This window comes from Rhodococcus sp. IEGM 1307, assembly GCF_030056915.1.
Lineage (GTDB): Bacteria > Actinomycetota > Actinomycetes > Mycobacteriales > Mycobacteriaceae > Rhodococcus_F > Rhodococcus_F opacus_D.
This window is the reverse complement of record NZ_JASHKW010000008.1, coordinates 269,361-286,733: the sequence shown is the minus strand read 5'-3', so window position 1 is coordinate 286,733 and position 17,373 is coordinate 269,361. Positions and strand designations below refer to the sequence as shown.

General features: G+C 66.7%; 14 protein-coding genes. 4 read left to right on the top strand and 10 right to left on the bottom strand.

Going from position 1 to position 17,373, the window contains the following annotated elements; all coding sequences use genetic code 11:
• Nucleotides 1-56 precede the first annotated feature (56 nt).
• Complete coding sequence (gene eccCa, locus QM841_RS18070; protein ID WP_283332986.1) at nucleotides 57-4,058, bottom strand: type VII secretion protein EccCa; 4,002 nt, start codon at nucleotides 4,056-4,058, stop codon at nucleotides 57-59.
• A 283-nt stretch (nucleotides 4,059-4,341) separates the two neighbouring features.
• On the opposite strand from eccCa, the gene eccD reads away from it, so the two are divergent.
• Both eccD and mycP read left to right on the top strand, forming a co-directional pair.
• A complete protein-coding gene (eccD, locus tag QM841_RS18065) occupies nucleotides 4,342-5,814 on the top strand; it encodes a type VII secretion integral membrane protein EccD (protein WP_283332985.1) in 1,473 nt (490 codons plus the stop codon).
• Complete coding sequence (gene mycP, locus QM841_RS18060) at nucleotides 5,811-7,202, top strand: type VII secretion-associated serine protease mycosin (protein WP_283332984.1); 1,392 nt, start codon at nucleotides 5,811-5,813, stop codon at nucleotides 7,200-7,202. Before eccD ends, mycP begins: the two co-directional genes overlap by 4 nt.
• A 10-nt stretch (nucleotides 7,203-7,212) precedes the next feature.
• Here mycP and eccB read toward each other — a convergent pair whose 3' ends face one another.
• Entirely contained in the window at nucleotides 7,213-8,691 is a 1,479-nt protein-coding gene (eccB, locus tag QM841_RS18055) for a type VII secretion protein EccB (protein ID WP_283332983.1), read from the bottom strand.
• Nucleotides 8,692-8,803: 112 nt separating this feature from the next.
• Between eccB and eccE the strand changes: the two genes are divergently transcribed.
• Nucleotides 8,804-10,453, top strand: a complete 1,650-nt coding sequence (eccE, locus tag QM841_RS18050) for a type VII secretion protein EccE (RefSeq protein WP_283332982.1) — start codon at nucleotides 8,804-8,806, stop codon at nucleotides 10,451-10,453.
• 52 nt (nucleotides 10,454-10,505) lie between these two features.
• On the opposite strand, the gene QM841_RS18045 is transcribed toward eccE, so the two are convergent.
• Complete coding sequence (locus QM841_RS18045; protein ID WP_283332981.1) at nucleotides 10,506-11,093, bottom strand: CGNR zinc finger domain-containing protein; 588 nt, start codon at nucleotides 11,091-11,093, stop codon at nucleotides 10,506-10,508.
• A 102-nt stretch (nucleotides 11,094-11,195) separates the two neighbouring features.
• On the opposite strand from QM841_RS18045, the gene QM841_RS18040 reads away from it, so the two are divergent.
• Complete coding sequence (locus QM841_RS18040) at nucleotides 11,196-12,368, top strand: epoxide hydrolase family protein (protein WP_283332980.1); 1,173 nt, start codon at nucleotides 11,196-11,198, stop codon at nucleotides 12,366-12,368.
• A gap of 216 nt (nucleotides 12,369-12,584) precedes the next feature.
• Here QM841_RS18040 and QM841_RS18035 read toward each other — a convergent pair whose 3' ends face one another.
• From QM841_RS18035 to rpsM, 7 genes are all read right to left on the bottom strand, one after another.
• Nucleotides 12,585-13,151 carry an NADPH-dependent FMN reductase gene (locus QM841_RS18035; RefSeq protein WP_280782641.1) on the bottom strand — a complete coding sequence of 189 codons (567 nt, stop codon included), beginning with the start codon at nucleotides 13,149-13,151 and terminating at the stop codon, nucleotides 12,585-12,587.
• 82 nt (nucleotides 13,152-13,233) lie between these two features.
• Complete coding sequence (gene truA, locus QM841_RS18030) at nucleotides 13,234-14,046, bottom strand: tRNA pseudouridine(38-40) synthase TruA (protein ID WP_280782640.1); 813 nt, start codon at nucleotides 14,044-14,046, stop codon at nucleotides 13,234-13,236.
• An 86-nt stretch (nucleotides 14,047-14,132) separates the two neighbouring features.
• Nucleotides 14,133-14,702, bottom strand: coding sequence for a 50S ribosomal protein L17 (rplQ, locus tag QM841_RS18025; RefSeq protein ID WP_005239685.1), 570 nt, complete (start codon nucleotides 14,700-14,702; stop codon nucleotides 14,133-14,135).
• Nucleotides 14,703-14,729: 27 nt separating this feature from the next.
• On the bottom strand, nucleotides 14,730-15,791 hold the full coding sequence (locus tag QM841_RS18020; RefSeq protein WP_005239684.1) for a DNA-directed RNA polymerase subunit alpha: 1,062 nt from the start codon (nucleotides 15,789-15,791) through the stop codon (nucleotides 14,730-14,732).
• A gap of 116 nt (nucleotides 15,792-15,907) precedes the next feature.
• The gene (rpsD, locus tag QM841_RS18015) at nucleotides 15,908-16,513 is read right to left on the bottom strand and encodes a 30S ribosomal protein S4 (protein ID WP_005239683.1); all 606 of its coding nucleotides are present in this window, start codon (nucleotides 16,511-16,513) and stop codon (nucleotides 15,908-15,910) included.
• Between the two features lie 22 nt (nucleotides 16,514-16,535).
• Entirely contained in the window at nucleotides 16,536-16,949 is a 414-nt protein-coding gene (gene rpsK, locus QM841_RS18010; protein ID WP_005239680.1) for a 30S ribosomal protein S11, read from the bottom strand.
• Nucleotides 16,949-17,323, bottom strand: a complete 375-nt coding sequence (gene rpsM, locus QM841_RS18005) for a 30S ribosomal protein S13 (RefSeq protein ID WP_005239677.1) — start codon at nucleotides 17,321-17,323, stop codon at nucleotides 16,949-16,951. The genes rpsK and rpsM overlap by 1 nt, the downstream gene beginning before the upstream one ends.
• Between the last annotated feature and the right edge of the window lie 50 nt (nucleotides 17,324-17,373).

Below are 17,373 nucleotides of genomic sequence, written 5' to 3'. Positions count from 1 at the left end.
GCCTCGAGCGCAGGACCACATGCCGGATTCAGTGAGATGAATCGCGACCGCCGACATCACAGCGGGGGCATCCACGCGAGCTGGATCAGGCCGGTACCCGCACGGTTGACCAGCGTTCCGCGCCCGGGAGGCATCGCACTCGGACGAACGGTGCCGATGAGATTGCCCTCCTCCCGGTTGCCACTCATCACGAGGCCAGTCGACTGCAGATCACGCAAACGCGCGATGACCGGCTCGTACATTGCGCGTGCCGCACCGCCGGAGCGGCGCGCGATGATCAGGTGGAAACCGATGTCACGGGCGTGCGGCAGGAATTCGACGATCGCGGCGACCGGGTTACCGCTCGAGGTCACGACGAGGTCGTAGTCGTCGATGACGACGAAGACTTCGGGTCCCGACCACCAGGATCGGTCGCGCTGCTGCTGGCGATTGAACCCGGGGCCCGGCATGCGCCCCTTCAGCAGGATCGCGAGGTCCCTCATGTTCGTCGTCAGCACGTCCTCGGACGGCGCATACGACGCCAGGTGCTCCGTCTCGACGACGCCGAGCATCGTGCGCCGGTAGTCGCCGACAATGATCTTCGCCTGTTTGCTCGTGTTCGACGCCATGATGCCCTCGCAGATGTTGCGCAGGAGCGTCGTCTTGCCGCATTCGGTGTCACCGAACACCAGGAAGTGGGGCTGCTCGGCGAAGTTCAGGAACGTGGGAGCCAACTCGGCCTCGTCGAGACCGATCGGAATCTGCAGACATGCCTGCGCCGGATCGAGGTAGGACGGCCACCCCCCGGCCGCATGGAGCACGTCGTCGCGGGCGATCTGTGCGGGCAGCATTCGCACCGCCGGGGCGGGCCGGCCGTGTGTCGCGGCGGCGATGGACGACACCGCTTGCGCCACACCGGATGCCAGGTCGGTCGTATCCGAGCTCCCGTCGATCCTCGGCAACCCGACGAGCAGATGCAGGCTGTCGCGGGTCATGCCGCGTCCCGGTCGGCCTTCGGGAACGAGTGCCGCGGTCTTGCGACCGAGGTCGGAATCCGAGGGATCACCGAGGCGCAGCTCGATCCGCGTGCCGAGCTGATCCTTGAGCGCCGGCCGGACCTCGCCCCACCGTGAGGCGGTGAGCACGACGTGCACCCCGTACGACAACCCCTGGGATGCAAGGTTGGTGATCTGCTGTTCGAGAGCCTCGAAGTCCTGACGAATGCTGCCGAAACCGTCGATCACCAGGAAGACGTCTCCGAACGGATCCTGCGCGACCCCGGCCGCCGCGCCGCGGCTGCCGGGATCGGTGGCGCGCAGTCGCCGGAACTCGGCCATCGACTCGACCCCGAGTTCGCGGAAACGCTCCTCGCGCTGACGGACGATGGTGTTCATCTCAGCGACGGTGCGACGCACCCGATCGACGTCGAGGCGGTTGGCGACCGAACCGACGTGCGGCAGCCCCGACAGTCCGGCGAGCGTGCCGCCACCGAAGTCGAGGCAGTAGAACTGCACCTGCTCCGCGGAGTGGGTGGCAGCCAACGACGTGATGAGCGTGCGAATCGCAGTCGACTTGCCCGACTGCGGCCCACCCACCACCGCCATGTTGCCGGTAGATCCGGACAGATCCACGATCAGGGGGTCGCGCCTCTGGTCGTAGGGCCTGTCGATGATTCCGATCGGTGTACGCAGCGAGCTCAGCGCGGGAACCGGTTCGGTGAGAACAGACTTCGGCAGCATCTGGTCGAGGCTAGGCGCGGCGTCGAGCGGCCGGATCCACACCTCGTGAGCTCGCGGTCCGCGACCCGTGATCCGTTCGACCACCACCTCCATGGTGGTGCGGATCTCCGTCGGCTCCTCGGCCAGGTGGAGCGACTGTGGTTCGTCGAGGATCTCGACGACATCGAGCGCGACCGGTGCGGCCGTGAAGATCTTGGGCCGCAGCTCGACAGCCGCCTCACCCGGCCGTCGGACACTGTCTTCCCGTCCACCCTCGTAGGTACCGGACACGTACGAGGCCTGGAAGCGGACGATCTCCGCAGAATCGCATTTGAGGTATCCGGCGCCCGGGGTCGCGGGCAGGTGGTAGGCGTCCGGGACGCCGAGCACAGTGCGCGATTCGTTGGCCGAGAACGTCTTGAGACCGATGCGGTACGACAGGTGACTGTCGAGCCCCCGCAGTTTGCCCTCCTCGAGCCTCTGACTCGCCAACAGCAGGTGAATGTGCAGCGATCGGCCGAGCCTGCCGATGGCGACGAACAGGTCCGCGAACTCGGGCTGCTGACTGAGTAGTTCGGAGAATTCGTCGACGACGATGAACAGTGCGGGCAGCGGGTCGAGGTCGGCGCCCGCCTGGCGAGCCTTCTCGTATTCGGTGACGTTCGCGAAGTTCCCGGAGGAACGCAGAAGTTCCTGACGTCGGTTCATCTCACCGGCGAGTGCGTCCCGCATCCGGTCGACCATTGCGAGTTCCTCGGCCAGGTTGGTGATCACCGCGGCGACGTGCGGCGCGTCCTCGAGGCCGAGGAACGTGGCGCCGCCCTTGAAATCGACGAGGACGAGGTTGAGCACGTCGGGCGAATGCGTCGCGATCAGGCCGAGCACCAGTGTCCGCAGGAACTCCGACTTCCCCGAACCGGTGGCTCCGATGCACAGACCGTGTGGCCCCATGCCGTTCTCGGCCGACTCCTTGAGGTCGATCTCGACCGGGTGACCGTCCACTCCGACACCGATCGGGACCCGCAGCCGGTCGCGGCCCTGGCGGGGCAGCCATGCGTGATCCGGGTTGAGACGGCCGACGTCGCCGATTCCCAGCATCTGGCTCCACGTCTGCACCGGCTGATCGTCGTCGCCCCCGTCCACCGCAGTCTGCGACGCCGTCCGGTACGGCGCGAGTCGCCGGGCCAGCGTCTCGGCCTGATGAGCGCTGACGAGGTCGGCTGTCGCGAATATCTCCACGCCGGCTCCGCTGCGGGCGCCGAGGGATCCGTCCTGCGCCACCAACTGGAGTCCTCGCGTGGCCGTCAGTCGCGGGCAGAAGCCGCTGATGTCGAGAACGGAGACCGAGTCGACCCCGCCGTCGGTGATCATCCCCGATTCGCCCTCGAGAATTCCCCCGTCGACGACGATGACGAACTGTGGGACACCGGGGGCGGCGGGAGCGTTGCGCGAGAATCGGTTACGCATCGACAGCTGCGGGCCGAGCGAAGATTCGAGTTCGAGGATCGAGCCATAGATCATGCGGGAAGAACCGACACCGTCCGACGAATCGGGATGCTGCGCGTGCGGCAGCCACTTGGCCCAGTCCCACTCGTGCTCGGTGTCGGGGCCACACACGACGGCGACCAGAAGATTGTCCGGGCCGTGGAATGCGCACAACTGCATGAGCATCGACCGCACCAGGGACCGTGCCGTACCGCGTTCCCCTTCCACGGAGATGGCCGCGAAGCCGCGTAGCGACACCGCGGTCGGCAGATCCTGAACGACGGAGTGCGCGCGGACGAAGCGACGAAGTGACACCGCGGCAACCGGTTCCAGATCCTCCACCGGTCCGGTCTCCGGCGCGATCAGGCGGGTTGCGAGGCGCTGGCTGCCCCGACCGACGCGCACGTGGCAGTAATCGGGGTCGGTGACGCGGCGCTCCCACATACGCGCCGTGCCTGCGATGGTCCACAGCAGGCCGGGCTCGGGGTGGCTCCAGTCGAGCGCCTTTCGCTGCTGCTCGGCGGTCTCGTCGACGTCGCGGCGCAACTGATCGAGGTAGCGCAGGTAGTCCTTGCGGTCTTCGTTTGCCTCCGCCGCTTTCGGGCCGCCGCGGCCGCCACCGGCCAGCATGCCGAGCATCGACACCATCATCATGACGGGAAAGAGCATCGACATCGGATTGCGAGCCATGCCCGACGAGAACATCAGGGCCATCATCCCGACCATGGCGACGACCATGACCACGGGAAGGAGCTTGGTCAGAAGGTTTCCCGGTACCAGGCGTGGAATCTCGGGCGGAGCCTGCAGGCTCACTTCGCCGCCCGGAATGCGCGGGACTTCCCGTCGCGCCTTGCGCACGAACCGAATAGTGCTCACTACTCGCCCCCCATGACTACAACCGCCCCGAAAAAACCGTGCAGCCGATCCGATCCCGGAACTCCGGGTCGCCCCCCTGGGCTCGATCCGCGAAGTCAGACACTAACCCATGAGGGGCGAGCGGGCATAGGGAAGGTCCGCGCCCTGCCGGACACTGGAGGCGGCGTCCGCCGTGTCGTAAGGTCACCGGTGATCAAATCGGATGACGATCTGTGACCGGTCGTCGATCGGTGTCGTAACGGCGCAGATGGGGTTGTGCGTCGCAGAGTTGGGGGAAATCGCAGTGTCCATCACGCATGACGAATCGCGGGGATCCGCCTCGTCCACCCGTCCCGGTGCCGCAGCAGATCTCTGCCGGATCACCGTCCTGTCGACGCATTCGCAGGTCGACATGGCCGTGCCGTTCGGTGTGCCGCTGGCCATCCTCGTTCCGGGCATCGTCGACACCATCCGCACCCATCGCAGTGCCAACGACTTCGACGACTCGCTCGAACAGTACGAACCCAGCGAGTGGGTGCTCGCGAAGATCGGGCACTCGCCGCTCTCGACCACGTTGACGTTGCACGAGCACGGAATCCGCGACGGCGATCTCCTCGTACTGCAGAGCGTGCACGCCAGTGCGCCGCCGCCGCTGTTCGACGACATCATGTACAACGTGGCGGTCGCCGACGCGGAAGGCGACCGTGAGTGGACCCGGGGTTCCGCACGGGTCGTGGGCTCCGTCGCCGCGGTGCTCGGCACCGTCGTCGGATCGTTCGCGCTGCTGTGGTCCGGGGCGGGGTCCGGAGGATTCCTGGGGGCGGGGTGTGCACTCGCGACGGCCTTACTCTTCCTGATCGCCGGCGCGGTCACCGGTCGCCTCTACGGCGACGCGGCAAGCTCTGTCGTCCTCAGCGGATGCGCCGTTCCCCTCTCGTTCGCGGCGGGGATGCTGTTCGTGCCCGGCGATCTCGGCGCTCCGCACCTGCTCCTCGGACTCGTGCTGGCGGGCACCACCGCCGTTCTTGCGCTGCGACTGGGCGGTGTCGGATTACGACTGTTCACGGCCCTGTCGGTGTCGTCCCTGTTCGGTTCGCTCGCCGCCCTCGTGGCGACTCTGTTCGGCAATCCGGTTTCCGCTGTCGGCGCGGGTGTCGTGGCGGCGGCGCTGATCGGACTCGCCTTCTCGGCCCGGGTGGCGATACTCCTGGCGAAACTTCCACTGCCTCCCGTCCCGGCGCCGGGCACCTCGGTCGATCCGTCCGAGGACGACCCGGACGACGAGGTGACGATGCCGTCGTTCGACTCGCTGGCACAGCGCGCGGCACGCGCCCGCAAGTACCTCACCGGTCTGGTCGGCGCGATGACAGCACTCGCCGTGATCGGCGCCCTCATCGCGGCGCAACCCGGTGTGTCCGATGGAATCTTCTGGCCCGGGCTCTCTCTCGCCGTCGCCACCGCCGCCGTGCTGATGTTCCGGGGACGCACGTACAGCAGCGCCGAGCAGGCGGTACCGCTGATCGCGGGCGGGGTGACGATACTGGTTCTGCTGCTCATCGCCGCAGCCGTTGCCGTGCCCGACTTCGCGATCGCGTCGTTCGCCGTCGCGATCCTGTTCGCCGTCGGTGGGCTGGTACTGGGAATCCTCGCCCCTCGCCAGACGTTCTCCCCCGTGATGCGACGGGTGGCCGAGCTCATCGATCTGGCGGTGATCGCGTCGATCGTTCCGCTGGTGTGCTGGGTGACCGGTCTCTACTCGCTGATGCGTGGACTGTGAGGCGCCGGCTCATCCGCGTCGTCCTGGCCACCGCGGTCGTGGCGGTCATCGCCGCCGTGGGTCAGGGCGGCGCCTCTGCTGTCGTGCCCGCTCCCGTGGACGCCGGGCTCATTCCACCGAAGGACAGCACGAAGGTCGAGAAACGCCGGCCGTGCAAAGACGCTGTGCGCGTGCCGGACGGCCCCGACATTCCGGTTGCCCAGCGCGATCTCGACTTTCAATCGGTCTGGCCGATCACCCGGGGTGCCGGTCAGATCGTCGCGGTGATCGACACCGGCGTCTCCCCGCATCCGCGACTTCCCGGCCTCATGGACGGCGGTGACCTCGTGGGGACGGAGACCGGCACGGTCGACTGCGACGCGCACGGCACGCTCGTCGCCGGGCTGATCGGCGCCGCGCAGGTTCCCGGTTCCGGTTTCGCCGGTGGTGCACCGGATTCCCGGATCCTGTCCGTCCGGCAGACGAGTAGCGCGTACAACGCCGCAGGCCAGGCCGATCAGGTCGACAACGCGGGCAACTCGGTCGGCGGATACGGGAACGTTGCCACGATGGCGACGGCGATCCGGCGTGCAGCCGACTCGGGCGCCACGGTCATCAACATCTCCGAGGTCGCGTGCAAGACCGCCGCCGAGGGAATCGGCGATGGCGACCGGTATCTGGGGTCGGCCGTGAAATACGCCGTCACGGTGCACAACGCCGTGGTGGTCGCGGCGGCAGGGAACTTCGGTTCGGGAGAATGCACGCTTCAGAATCCGGCACACGATCCCCTCCGTCCCGGCGCCGATCTGTGGGACTCCGTCAGCACCATCGCCAGTCCTGCCTGGTACGACGACTACGTGCTGACCGTCGGCTCCGTCGAGGCGAACGGATCACCGAGCGAGTTCAGCCTGGCCGGCCCGTGGGTCGACGTGGCAGCTCCGGGATCCGGTCTGACCTCGCTGCATCCGACTAACAGCGACCTGACGAATACGACGTACGGCGTGCAAGGCAACGCGGAGCCGGTAAAGGGCACGAGTTTCGCAGCGCCGTACGTCTCGGCGACCGTCGCGCTGGTCCGCTCACGGTTCCCGCAACTGTCCGCACAACAGGTCATGGCCCGGATCGAGGCCACAGCGCATGCGCCGGCGGAGGGGTGGAATACGTCTGTCGGGCACGGGATCATCGATCCGCTGGCCGCAGTCACCGCTGACGTTCCCCTCGACGGTGCCACCGTCGATCAGTCGACTTCCGTCGCGGTCGAGGCGCTCCCGGCGGCTGCTCCCCCGGATCATCGACCGCGCAACGTCGCTGTCGCGGCAACAGCGACGCTGGGCGCGCTGCTCGTGCTCGGCGTCCTGGCGTCGTTCCCCCTCCGCCGCCGGTTCCAGTCGGCGACCGGTCGGCGCTGACCGAACCTGCTCAGTTGGACCCCGACGCGACAGCGGCCGGGGCTGCGTCCGGGGCGATTCCGTCATGCGCGACGAGCGCCGACGACTTCCCGAGCGCCGGGCCCTGCGCCAGGAGGCCGAGAATCTGCCACGGTGCGAGAGGGCGAGCGCCGTCGACACCCAACGCCTTGGCGGAGTCGCCATCCGGGATACCGAACCGGACTCCCGTGTCCGCGACGAAGAAGCTGCTGTCGCGTCGCGTGCTCGTAGGCTCGATGCCGGTCGACTGCACGAAACCGCTCGTACCCGGCTGCGCGTACACCGAATCCGCGTTGTCGCCCGCGTCGTCCGCCTGGGCCAACTCGACCGCGCGAGCGTCGCCGGGAATCGGAAGGGTGCGACCCGCTACCAAGGACAGCTCGGCCGCCGGACCGCTCGCGCTCGACTCGTCCGGTGCACGGAGTGGCTGCCACGACAGGCAGCTCACGGGGCTTTCCGACGCATCGACGATTTTCGGCGCCGACTCCGGGAAGCTGTCCACCGCAATCCGCTCCACGGAGGGGATCCGATTCATCGCGTCGGGCGTGATGCTGGACATCTCGGTGTCGCCGTGCGAGTCCGACAGGAAGATCAGGTTCGCGACAGCCGAGCTGATCTTCTGGATTCCGTCGCGGAGGACGACGTAATGCGTGGTCTCGGAGCCGATCAGCACCTGGAAGACGGATCCCACGACCTTGTCCTGCAACGGATACCGTGGGCTGCTCCCGGCCCCCGGGACGACGGGCGCGGCGAGCGGCGGCACTTCGGGGACGGCGTTGACGAAACCCTTGCTCACCGGGCGTGGCCGGGCGCCTTCGAGGCCCAGCGCGCGGGTGACCGCCGGATCGTCGAGGTCGATCCTGGCCCGCTTGCCGTCATAGATCAGGTACGACGCATCAGGGGTCGACGCGAGCAGCGCCTGATCTCCAGTGAGGGTCCCGCCACCCTCGGAGCTCTCCGTCTCGCCGACGATGACCGATGTTGTGACGGAGCGATTTCCGTCGGCCCCGATCGAGTCGCACACCGTCCACGGCGTCATCGCGGCGGGGTCTCCCGCCGGCAGCGCAGAGGGCGCGCCGGGGATCCCGACGAGGGCACCGCGGGGGCGGGTGTCGAGTTCGGATTCCTTGACGATCACGGGATTCTCGGGCTTTCCGACGATGAGCCGGGCAGACGCGAGATTCAGCACGGGACGGAGGGTGTCGCCCATGACGACGAACATCGCGCCCGAATCCTTACCGACGACGATCGACGCGTCGCCGATCTTGTCCTGCGGACGGAACAGTGCCAGCGCGGCGCAGCCGGCGAGTCCGAGCGACGCAATCACGACCCCCACCGCGAGTGCGCGCGACTGCGACCGCATGGGGTCGTGCAACATTCGGACGTCGCGACGCACCAGGGCGTGCTCCATCCGTCTGACCAGAAAGCGATACCCGTTGACCTGCCACCGCGTGGTGGGTGTTACAGCCATTGTTCCTCCCCCGTGCTGCACAGCGCTCGGGGTGACACAGTACAGTTCCATCGACAATCTTCACGGCGGACGGGTACGGGTCTGCTGGGTTCAGGTATTCGGGGGAGGAACCATGGACCGTTCGCACGTCACACGCCGGCCGTCGTCTCTTCGGTTCTCGGCGACCGAGATGATCGTGGCGCAACTTCTGGGAGTGGCCGGCGGGGTCGCGGCCTCGCTGTGCGGGCTGGTGTGGTGGGGCGCCGTCGTCGTCGCGGTCGTCCTCGTTCTTGCTGCGCTCGTCCGCGTGGGCGGCTGGTCGAGCGTGGATTGGGCCCGGACGTGCTGGCGATATTGCACCAAACCCGGTCGGACGCAGTCTCGCACCGTCAGCTTCCAGGCACCGACAGGCCAATCCGTCGGGCTCCGCTGGGACGGCGGCGGCGTGGTCGCCGTCGTCGAGGTCCTTCCTCCTGCGGGGAGCCTCACGCAGATCACCCGGGACGGATTCCAGACGACGCACGAACTTCCCACCGACGCGCTCGCCGCGTGTCTCGTGCAGCACGACATCTCGCTGAGCGGGATCGACATCGTCAGCCACGGTTATCGTGCCGCGGCCGGCTCCCCCGCCACCGATGTGTACGACAGGCTGGTCGGTCCGCTCCCGGCGACCGCGACCCGGATGGTCTGGGTCGCCCTGCGATTCGACGCCACCCAGAGTGTTGTCGCAGCGGCGCGGCGCGGCGGCGGCGAAGAAGGCGCGTCGCGCGCGATCACGATCGCGGCAAGCCGCGTCGTGCGTGCACTGGCCGATTCCGGCTGCCGCGCGCGCATTCTCACCGCACCGGAAATCGAATCCGCAGCGCTGCAGATCAGTCGGGGCGTCGATCCGAAGACCTTCACGGAGACGTGGCAGCATGCACCGCTGCCCGGAGTGTGCAACACCGGCTACGGTGTCGATCCGCGCTACCTGACACGAGACCTGCTCGCGAAGCTCTGGGTTCCGTCGAGCCTCGGCACGACCGTGACGATCCGGCTGCGCCCCAGCGGACACGACGGTCAGGTGAAGGTCGGCGCGGCCTGCCGGGTCACCACCCGGACGATGCCCGAGTCGCTCACGATTCCCGGGCTCGTCTCGATGCGGGGCAGGCACCGGGACGGACTGCTGTCCAATCTCCCCGTCGCGATGCCGGATCTCGACGACGTGATGCCGTTGACCGACATGTCCGTCGAGGACCTGCGTGCGCTGCAGTTGCCGCCTGCGGGGTGCGGCCAGCTCATCGGCTCCGACGACCACGGGCACGGAATCACCGCCCGCATCGCAGGTCCCGGCGTCGGCATGGTCTACGTGGCGGGCGAGTTGTATCTCGCCCAGCAACTGGTGTTCCGCGCCGTCGCGACCGGCGCCCGGGTGCTCATCCACACCGATCGGCCCGACGCGTGGTCGTCGTTGATCGACTCCATCGCCACACCCGACCGGTTGCGGATCGCCGGCCACAATCCGCAGTCCGACAACAGGTTCAACACGGTCGTGTTCGACGGCGTCAACGCGCTGCCGCCCCGCGCCGGGGTCACCGCGATCTATCTCTACGGAGAACCGAGCCAGTGGCCCGGTGCCGAACCGGACTTGTCGATAGTCCAGCCGAATGCTCTGGGCGATCGCATTCTTCTGTCGACCGGAGGGACGAGCATCGAACTGATGCTGGTCACGATCTCGTCCGAGACGGCGTTCATCGGCCGGCCTCGCGCGGTGGACGAGTACGTGCCGGTCCACCAGCACTAGGCCCCGGAATCCGATTCCCTCCCTCCAGGCCCGCCCTCCCGGGCAATCCAGATCAGATGCCACCCGTCCGTGCGGCAGTCCCGTCCTTGCGCTGGTTGGCGTGGAAGCGCGCCTTCTTCTGACGATTCCCGCACGTGTTCATGTCACACCATTTGCGGGTGCGACTTTGACTGGTATCGAAGAAGGCGGCTTGGCACGTTGGCGATGCGCACAGGGCCAATTTTCCGTCTCGTTCGCCTGCGATGATGCTGATCGCGTCGGCGGCGATCACGCTGAGGGCATCTTCCACGCAGGAAGCCGAGCTGAGTCGCCATCGCCGCTTACCCTCCGGCGTCAGGATAGCCGCGGCCCGACCCTGAGCGCTGCAGTCATTGATGACTTGGACAGCAGACGCAGGGAGAGAGTCCTGGATCGCGGCCGCTGTCGCGGCGGCGTGAATTGACTCCCTCAGTTCCCGAGCGAGTTCGAGCTGGGCGGTGGTGCAGGACTCCACGGCGAGGCCGTTCACTGCCAGCCAGTCGACGAGTCGCTGCGGCGTGGGAATGCGCTCTAGAGCGTTGCCGCGCCGCTCCGTCAGAGTCGCCGTAAAGCTGGTCGCTAGCACGTTTCCGAGGCGAAAGTCAGGAAACTCGGCTCGCATGGAACCACCTTAGCAGGTTGCACCCTGTGATCGGACATGCTAGAACCGTCTTAGACGGTTCGCGAAAGGTTGTATCCGGTTCCACGATTGCCAGGAGGTCTCATGCCCCGTCCAACCAGCGACGTGCAAGCATTTGAAGCCCACGCAACAGACGCTGAACTCGACGATCTGCGCACGCGATTAGCCGCGGCGCGGCTACCGGAGGCCGAGACGGTCCATCACGCCGCGCCCGACCCTCGCCGATGGGAACAGGGCGTTCCGCTCGCCGACCTCGTCGATGTCGTGAACTACTGGCGCACCGGGTACAACTGGCGGTCGTTCGAAGAGCGCCTCAACCGTATCGGCCAGTTCCGCACGACCATTGATGATCTGGGAATCCACTTCCTGCACCGCCGATCCGCGCGCGCAGATGCCACTCCTCTGATCGTGACGCACGGCTGGCCAGGCAGCATTGCCGAGTTCGTCGATGTCGTAGACGAGCTGGCAGATCCGCAAGATGCAGACGCGCCGGCGTTCCACGTCGTGGTTCCATCGCTGCCGGGCTTTGGATACAGCGACAAGCCGGCCACCACCGGGTGGGGAACCGAAAAGATCGCAGCCGCATGGGTGGAACTGATGGGAAGGCTCGGCTACAGCAAGTTCGCAGCCCACGGCGGCGACTGGGGAGGCAATATCACCACGGTTCTCGGCGGCAGGTTCCCGGCGCACGTTCTCGGCATCCACACAACGTTCGCGGAGGCACCGCCCGGGTTGACAACGGACGGGCTGACGGCGGCCGAGCGCAAATGGACCGAGGAAACCCGCGATTTCTGGCGCCACCACGCGGCGTACGCGAAGCAGCAGGCGACCCGACCGCAGACCATCGGCTACTCGCTCGTCGACTCACCGGTCGGGCTTCTTGCCTGGATCCTGGACAAGTTCGCCGAGTGGACAGATACCGAAGACAGCCCGTTCGAGACGATTTCCAGAGACCGCGTTCTCGACAACGTCACCCTGTATTGGCTGACGCGGACCGGCGCATCGTCGGCCCGCATCTATTACGAAAGCCACAACTCGCTGGACCCCGAACTTCGGGTCGACGTCCCGTCAGCAATCAGTATGTATCCCCGCGACATCGAGAAGTGTCCGCGTCCCTGGGCACAGGAGCGGTACCGACAAATCGTCCGATGGAGGTCGCCCGAAATCGGGGGACATTTCCCGTCGCTGGAGGTTCCCGAGTATTTCGTCAAGGACCTGCAAGAAGGCCTGGCGGCAGTGCTGGCCGCTCATCGGTGAACGCGGCGCTGGGTGCCGGAACTCGGAATTGGTCCGGGGATCTGAGCTACGCGCCGAATGCTCTGCGCGGCGAGGAGTCTCGGTTGAAGACCTTTGCGGTAGCGTTCCTGGGTTTCTTCCCAATCGTTGTGTGCCCGGGTTGATCGCATTCACCTGTGAATGTGACCGCTGTCCGCGCGGAATTCGTTTGCCGGGCAACGACTCTTCCTGGGCCTACTAGCCGGGGTACGGGGTGGTTCCGCGCTGTACGCGGACCGCGGCGGCCCACCATGCCAGCTGCGCCAGCATGCGGTCCGCCGAGTCGATGGCGGCGCCGTCGGTCGTCTGCCCCTGGTCGTCGAATCGCTTGCGCACCTGGTGGAAACTCACGCTCTGCCGCACCGACACCATGTGCAATTCGGCAACCACCTGGCGCAGCTGTTCGGTTGCCCGGAGCCCGCCGGCCAACCCGCCGTACGACACGAAACCGATGGGCTTCGAGCGCCATTCGTGTTTGACGCTGTCGAACGCGGTCTTCAGCGCTGCAGGGTAACCATGGTTGTACTCGGAGGTGACGGCCACGAACCCGTCGGCTCTGCCCACTCGCTCCCGGAATTCGTCCGTCGCGGGGGATGCGCCGAGATCCTGCGGCAACGGCGTGTCGGCGAGATCGATGATGCCCACGTCCAGCCCCGGGTAGGCGCGAGCACGTTCGGCGAACCAGCCGGCGACGACGGGAGCGATCCGGCCCACTCTGACGGATCCGATGATGATCTCGATCCGGACGGGTGCGACTGCGGTCATGAACAGGCTCCTTCTCTTCCGGAGCCATCGTAGGTGCTGGCGCCTCGGCTACCGCGGTGGTGATCGACTCCGCAGGTTCCGGTCAGTCGCCGCAGCAGCCGCCCGGCACGGTCCTGACGTCCCGGGTGATCTTGTTGCGTGCCGCCAGATCCGCGTCGTCCGGGTAGTCGACGCGCACCAGGGTCAGTCCGTGCGCCGGGGCCACCAGGATCGAACTCGACCGCGACTTCTCCTGGAGGAGTCCTTCGATCCAGCCGAGGTCGCGGCGCCCCTCCCCCACGGCGAGAACCGCACCGACAAGACTGCGCACCATCGACCAGCAGAAGGCGTCGGCGCTGACGAAGGCCGTGAACACGTCGCCGTCGCGCTCCCAGTCGAAACGTTGGAGATCGCGGACGGTCGTGGCGCCTTCCCGGCGTTTGCAGAACGCCGCGAAGTCGTGCAGACCCAGCAGTGTCGCGGACGCCGAGCGCATGAGTTCGAGGTCGAGAACCTTCGGATACGACACGGTGTCCCGGGCTCGGAGCGGATCGGCGCCGTAGGCCGCCGACGTCAGCCGGTATTCGTAGTGCCTGCGCATCGCGGAGAACCGCGCATCGAAGTGTTCGGGCGCGAAGGCGATCCGCTTGATCCGCACGTCCTTCGGCAGGAACCGCGCGAGCCTGCGGACCAGCCGGGATGGGTCGTCAGGGAGGGCGTCGACCGGAACATCGACGTGCGCCACCTGTCCGGTGGCGTGGACCCCGGCGTCGGTGCGCCCCGCCACCGTGAGTTGCAACGGTGTACGCAGGACGGCGCCGAGCTTCTCCTCGATCTCCCCGCACACCGTGCGCAGCCCGTTCTGGCGGGCCCACCCGGAGAAATCGGTTCCGTCGTACGCGATGTCCAGGCGCAAGCGACGGGTCCCATACGAAACGGGCCCGCCGTCCCTCGGGGGGACGACGGGCCCGTTCGATTCAGCGTGTGCCGAAACCAAGTGGACTAGTCCTTCTTGGCCTCTTCGGCCTCGGGGGCGTCGGCCGCGGTGGCGGTCTCGTCCTCGATGGCCTCGACAACGGCGTCAGCGTTCTCGACCTCGGCGTCGGTTGCCTCGGCCTCGACGGCCTCGACGACGTTCTCCTCGGCGGGAGCAGCAGCCGGCGCATCCTTCGATGCCTTCACGCGACGAGCGCGGTCGGCCTCGGAGGTGACGGTCTTCTCCTTGACGAGCTCGATGATCGCCATCGGCGCGTTGTCGCCCTTGCGGGGGACCGTCTTGATGATGCGGGTGTAGCCGCCGTCACGATCGGCGTAGAACGGGCCGATCTCCGCGAACAGGGTGTGCACGACATCCTTGTTGCGGATGACCTTCAGAACCTCGCGACGGTGAGCCAGGGTTCCGGCCTTGGCGTGCGTGACGAGCTTCTCGGCGTACGGGCGCAGGGCCTTGGCCTTGGACTCCGTGGTGGTGATGCGGCCGTGCTCGAAGAGCGCGGTAGCCAGATTGGCGAAGATCGCCTTCTGGTGCGAAGCCGACCCGCCGAAGCGGGCACCCTTCTTGGGCTTGGGCATGATGATCTCCTAGTAAAGGACCGTGAGCTACAGCTGTTCGGTCTCGGCGTAGTCCTCGGTGCCCTCGGCATCACCGAAGGAACCGGCGTCCGTGTCGCTCCACGTCCCGGTGGCGGCGTCGTAGCCGGCAACGGTGGTGGGATCGAAGGACGCGGGGCTGTCCTTGAGGGCCAGGCCGAGCGAATGCAGCTTGACCTTCACCTCGTCGATGGACTTCTGTCCGAAGTTGCGGATGTCGAGCAGATCGGACTCGGTACGGCCGACAAGCTCACCGACGGTGTGAACACCTTCGCGCTTGAGGCAGTTGTAGGAACGGACCGTCAGGTCCAGGTCCTCGATGGGCAGTCCGAACGAAGCAATGTGATCGGCCTCGGCGGGCGAGGGGCCGATCTCGATGCCTTCTGCTTCGACGTTCAGCTCACGGGCCAGGCCGAAGAGCTCAACCAGGGTCTTGCCCGCCGAAGCGAGCGCGTCCCGAGCGGTGATGGAGTTCTTGGTTTCCACATCGAGCACGAGCCGATCGAAGTCGGTGCGCTGCTCGACGCGGGTGGCCTCCACCTTGTAGGTGACCTTGAGCACCGGCGAGTAGATCGAGTCGACCGGGATACGGCCGATCTCGGCGCCGGACGCCTTGTTCTGGACGGCGGGGACGTAGCCGCGACCGCGCTCGACGACGAGCTCGATCTCCAGCTTTCCCTTGTCGTTCAGGGTGGCGATGTGCAGATCCGGGTTGTTCACGGTGACGCCGGCCGGGGGCACGATGTCGCCTGCGGTCACAGCGCCGGGGCCCTGCTTGCGGACGTACATGGTGACCGGCTCGTCCTCTTCGGAGCTCACGACGAGGCCCTTGAGGTTCAGGATGATGTCGGTGACATCTTCCTTCACACCGGGAACTGTGGTGAACTCGTGCAGAACGCCGTCGATGCGGATGCTGGTGACAGCAGCGCCGGGAATCGACGAGAGCAGCGTGCGGCGGAGCGAGTTGCCGAGGGTGTACCCGAAGCCTGGCTCGAGGGGCTCGATGACGAACTTCGAGCGGTTGTCAGCGATGACCTCTTCGGTCAGCGTGGGTCGCTGAGAAATGAGCATTGGATTTCCTCCTGTACGGGCGTCCGCTATTTGACGCCCACGATGGGAAAGGCACTTCGTGCCCGTGCGCCTTTCCGGTAGTCGGAACTACCGGAAAGGCGCACGAGCCGTCAGGCCTACTTCGAGTAGTACTCGACGATGAGCTGTTCCTGCAGAGGAACGTCGATCTGCGCACGCTCGGGAAGCTGGTGAACCAGAACCCGGAGACGTCCACCGACAACCTGCAGCCAACCCGGGATCGGGCGATCGCCCTGGGTCTCGCGCGCAACCTGGAAGGGAAGCGTGGACAGCGACTTGTCCTTGACATCGATGATGTCGTACTGGGAGACGCGGTAGCTGGGGATGTCGACCTTCTTGTTGTTCACAAGGAGGTGGCCGTGGGTGACCAGCTGACGGGCCTGGCGGCGGGTGCGAGCCAGTCCGGCGCGGTACACGACGTTGTCGAGACGCGACTCCAGGATGCGGAGCAGGTTCTCACCGGTCTTACCGGGGCGGTTGTTCGCCTCCTTGTAGTACAGGCGGAACTGCTTCTCCATGACGCCGTAGGTGAAGCGAGCCTTCTGCTTCTCCTGCAGCTGGAGCAGGTACTCGCTCTCCTTGATCCGCGCGCGGCCGTGCTGGCCCGGCGGGTAGGGACGACGCTCGAACGCCTGGTCGCCTCCAACGAGGTCGACGCGCAGACGACGCGACTTGCGGGTGATGGGTCCGGTATAACGTGCCATTTTCTTCTACCTATCCTTCCCGCTAGACCCGACGCCGCTTGGGCGGACGGCAGCCGTTGTGCGGCTGGGGGGTGACATCGGAGATGGTGCCGACCTCGAGGCCAGCGGCCTGAAGCGAGCGGATCGCGGTCTCACGGCCGGAGCCGGGGCCCTTGACGAAGACGTCGACCTTCTTGACACCGTGCTCCTGCGCCTTGCGGGCTGCGTTCTCGGCGGCCAGCTGAGCGGCGAACGGGGTCGACTTACGCGAACCCTTGAAGCCGACGTGTCCCGAGGACGCCCAGGAAATCACGTTTCCGGCGGGGTCCGTGATGGACACGATGGTGTTGTTGAACGTGCTCTTGATGTGAGCGGCGCCGTGCGGGACGTTCTTCTTGTCCCTGCGACGCGCCTTCTGGGTCTTCTTCGGACCGGTGCTACGTGACTTGGGGGGCATTACTTCGCCTTCTTCTTGCCTGCAATGGTGCGCTTCGGACCCTTACGGGTGCGGGCGTTGGTCTTGGTGCGCTGACCACGCACGGGCAGACCACGACGGTGGCGCAGGCCCTGGTAGCAGCCGATCTCGATCTTGCGTCGGATGTCGGCCTGGACCTCGCGGCGAAGGTCACCCTCGACCTTCAGCGACTCCTCGATGTACTCGCGGAGCTTGGCCAGATCCTCGTCCGAGAGATCCTTGCTCCGAAGATCCGGGCTGACGCCGGTGGCGTCCAGGATCTCCTTGGAGCGGGTACGGCCGATGCCGTAGATGTAAGTAAGTGCGATCTCCATCCGCTTTTCACGGGGAAGATCGACACCTGCGAGACGTGCCATGTCGGCATTTCCTATCGGTGTGCGGAGGTCTGCTCCCAGTCCATCCCCTG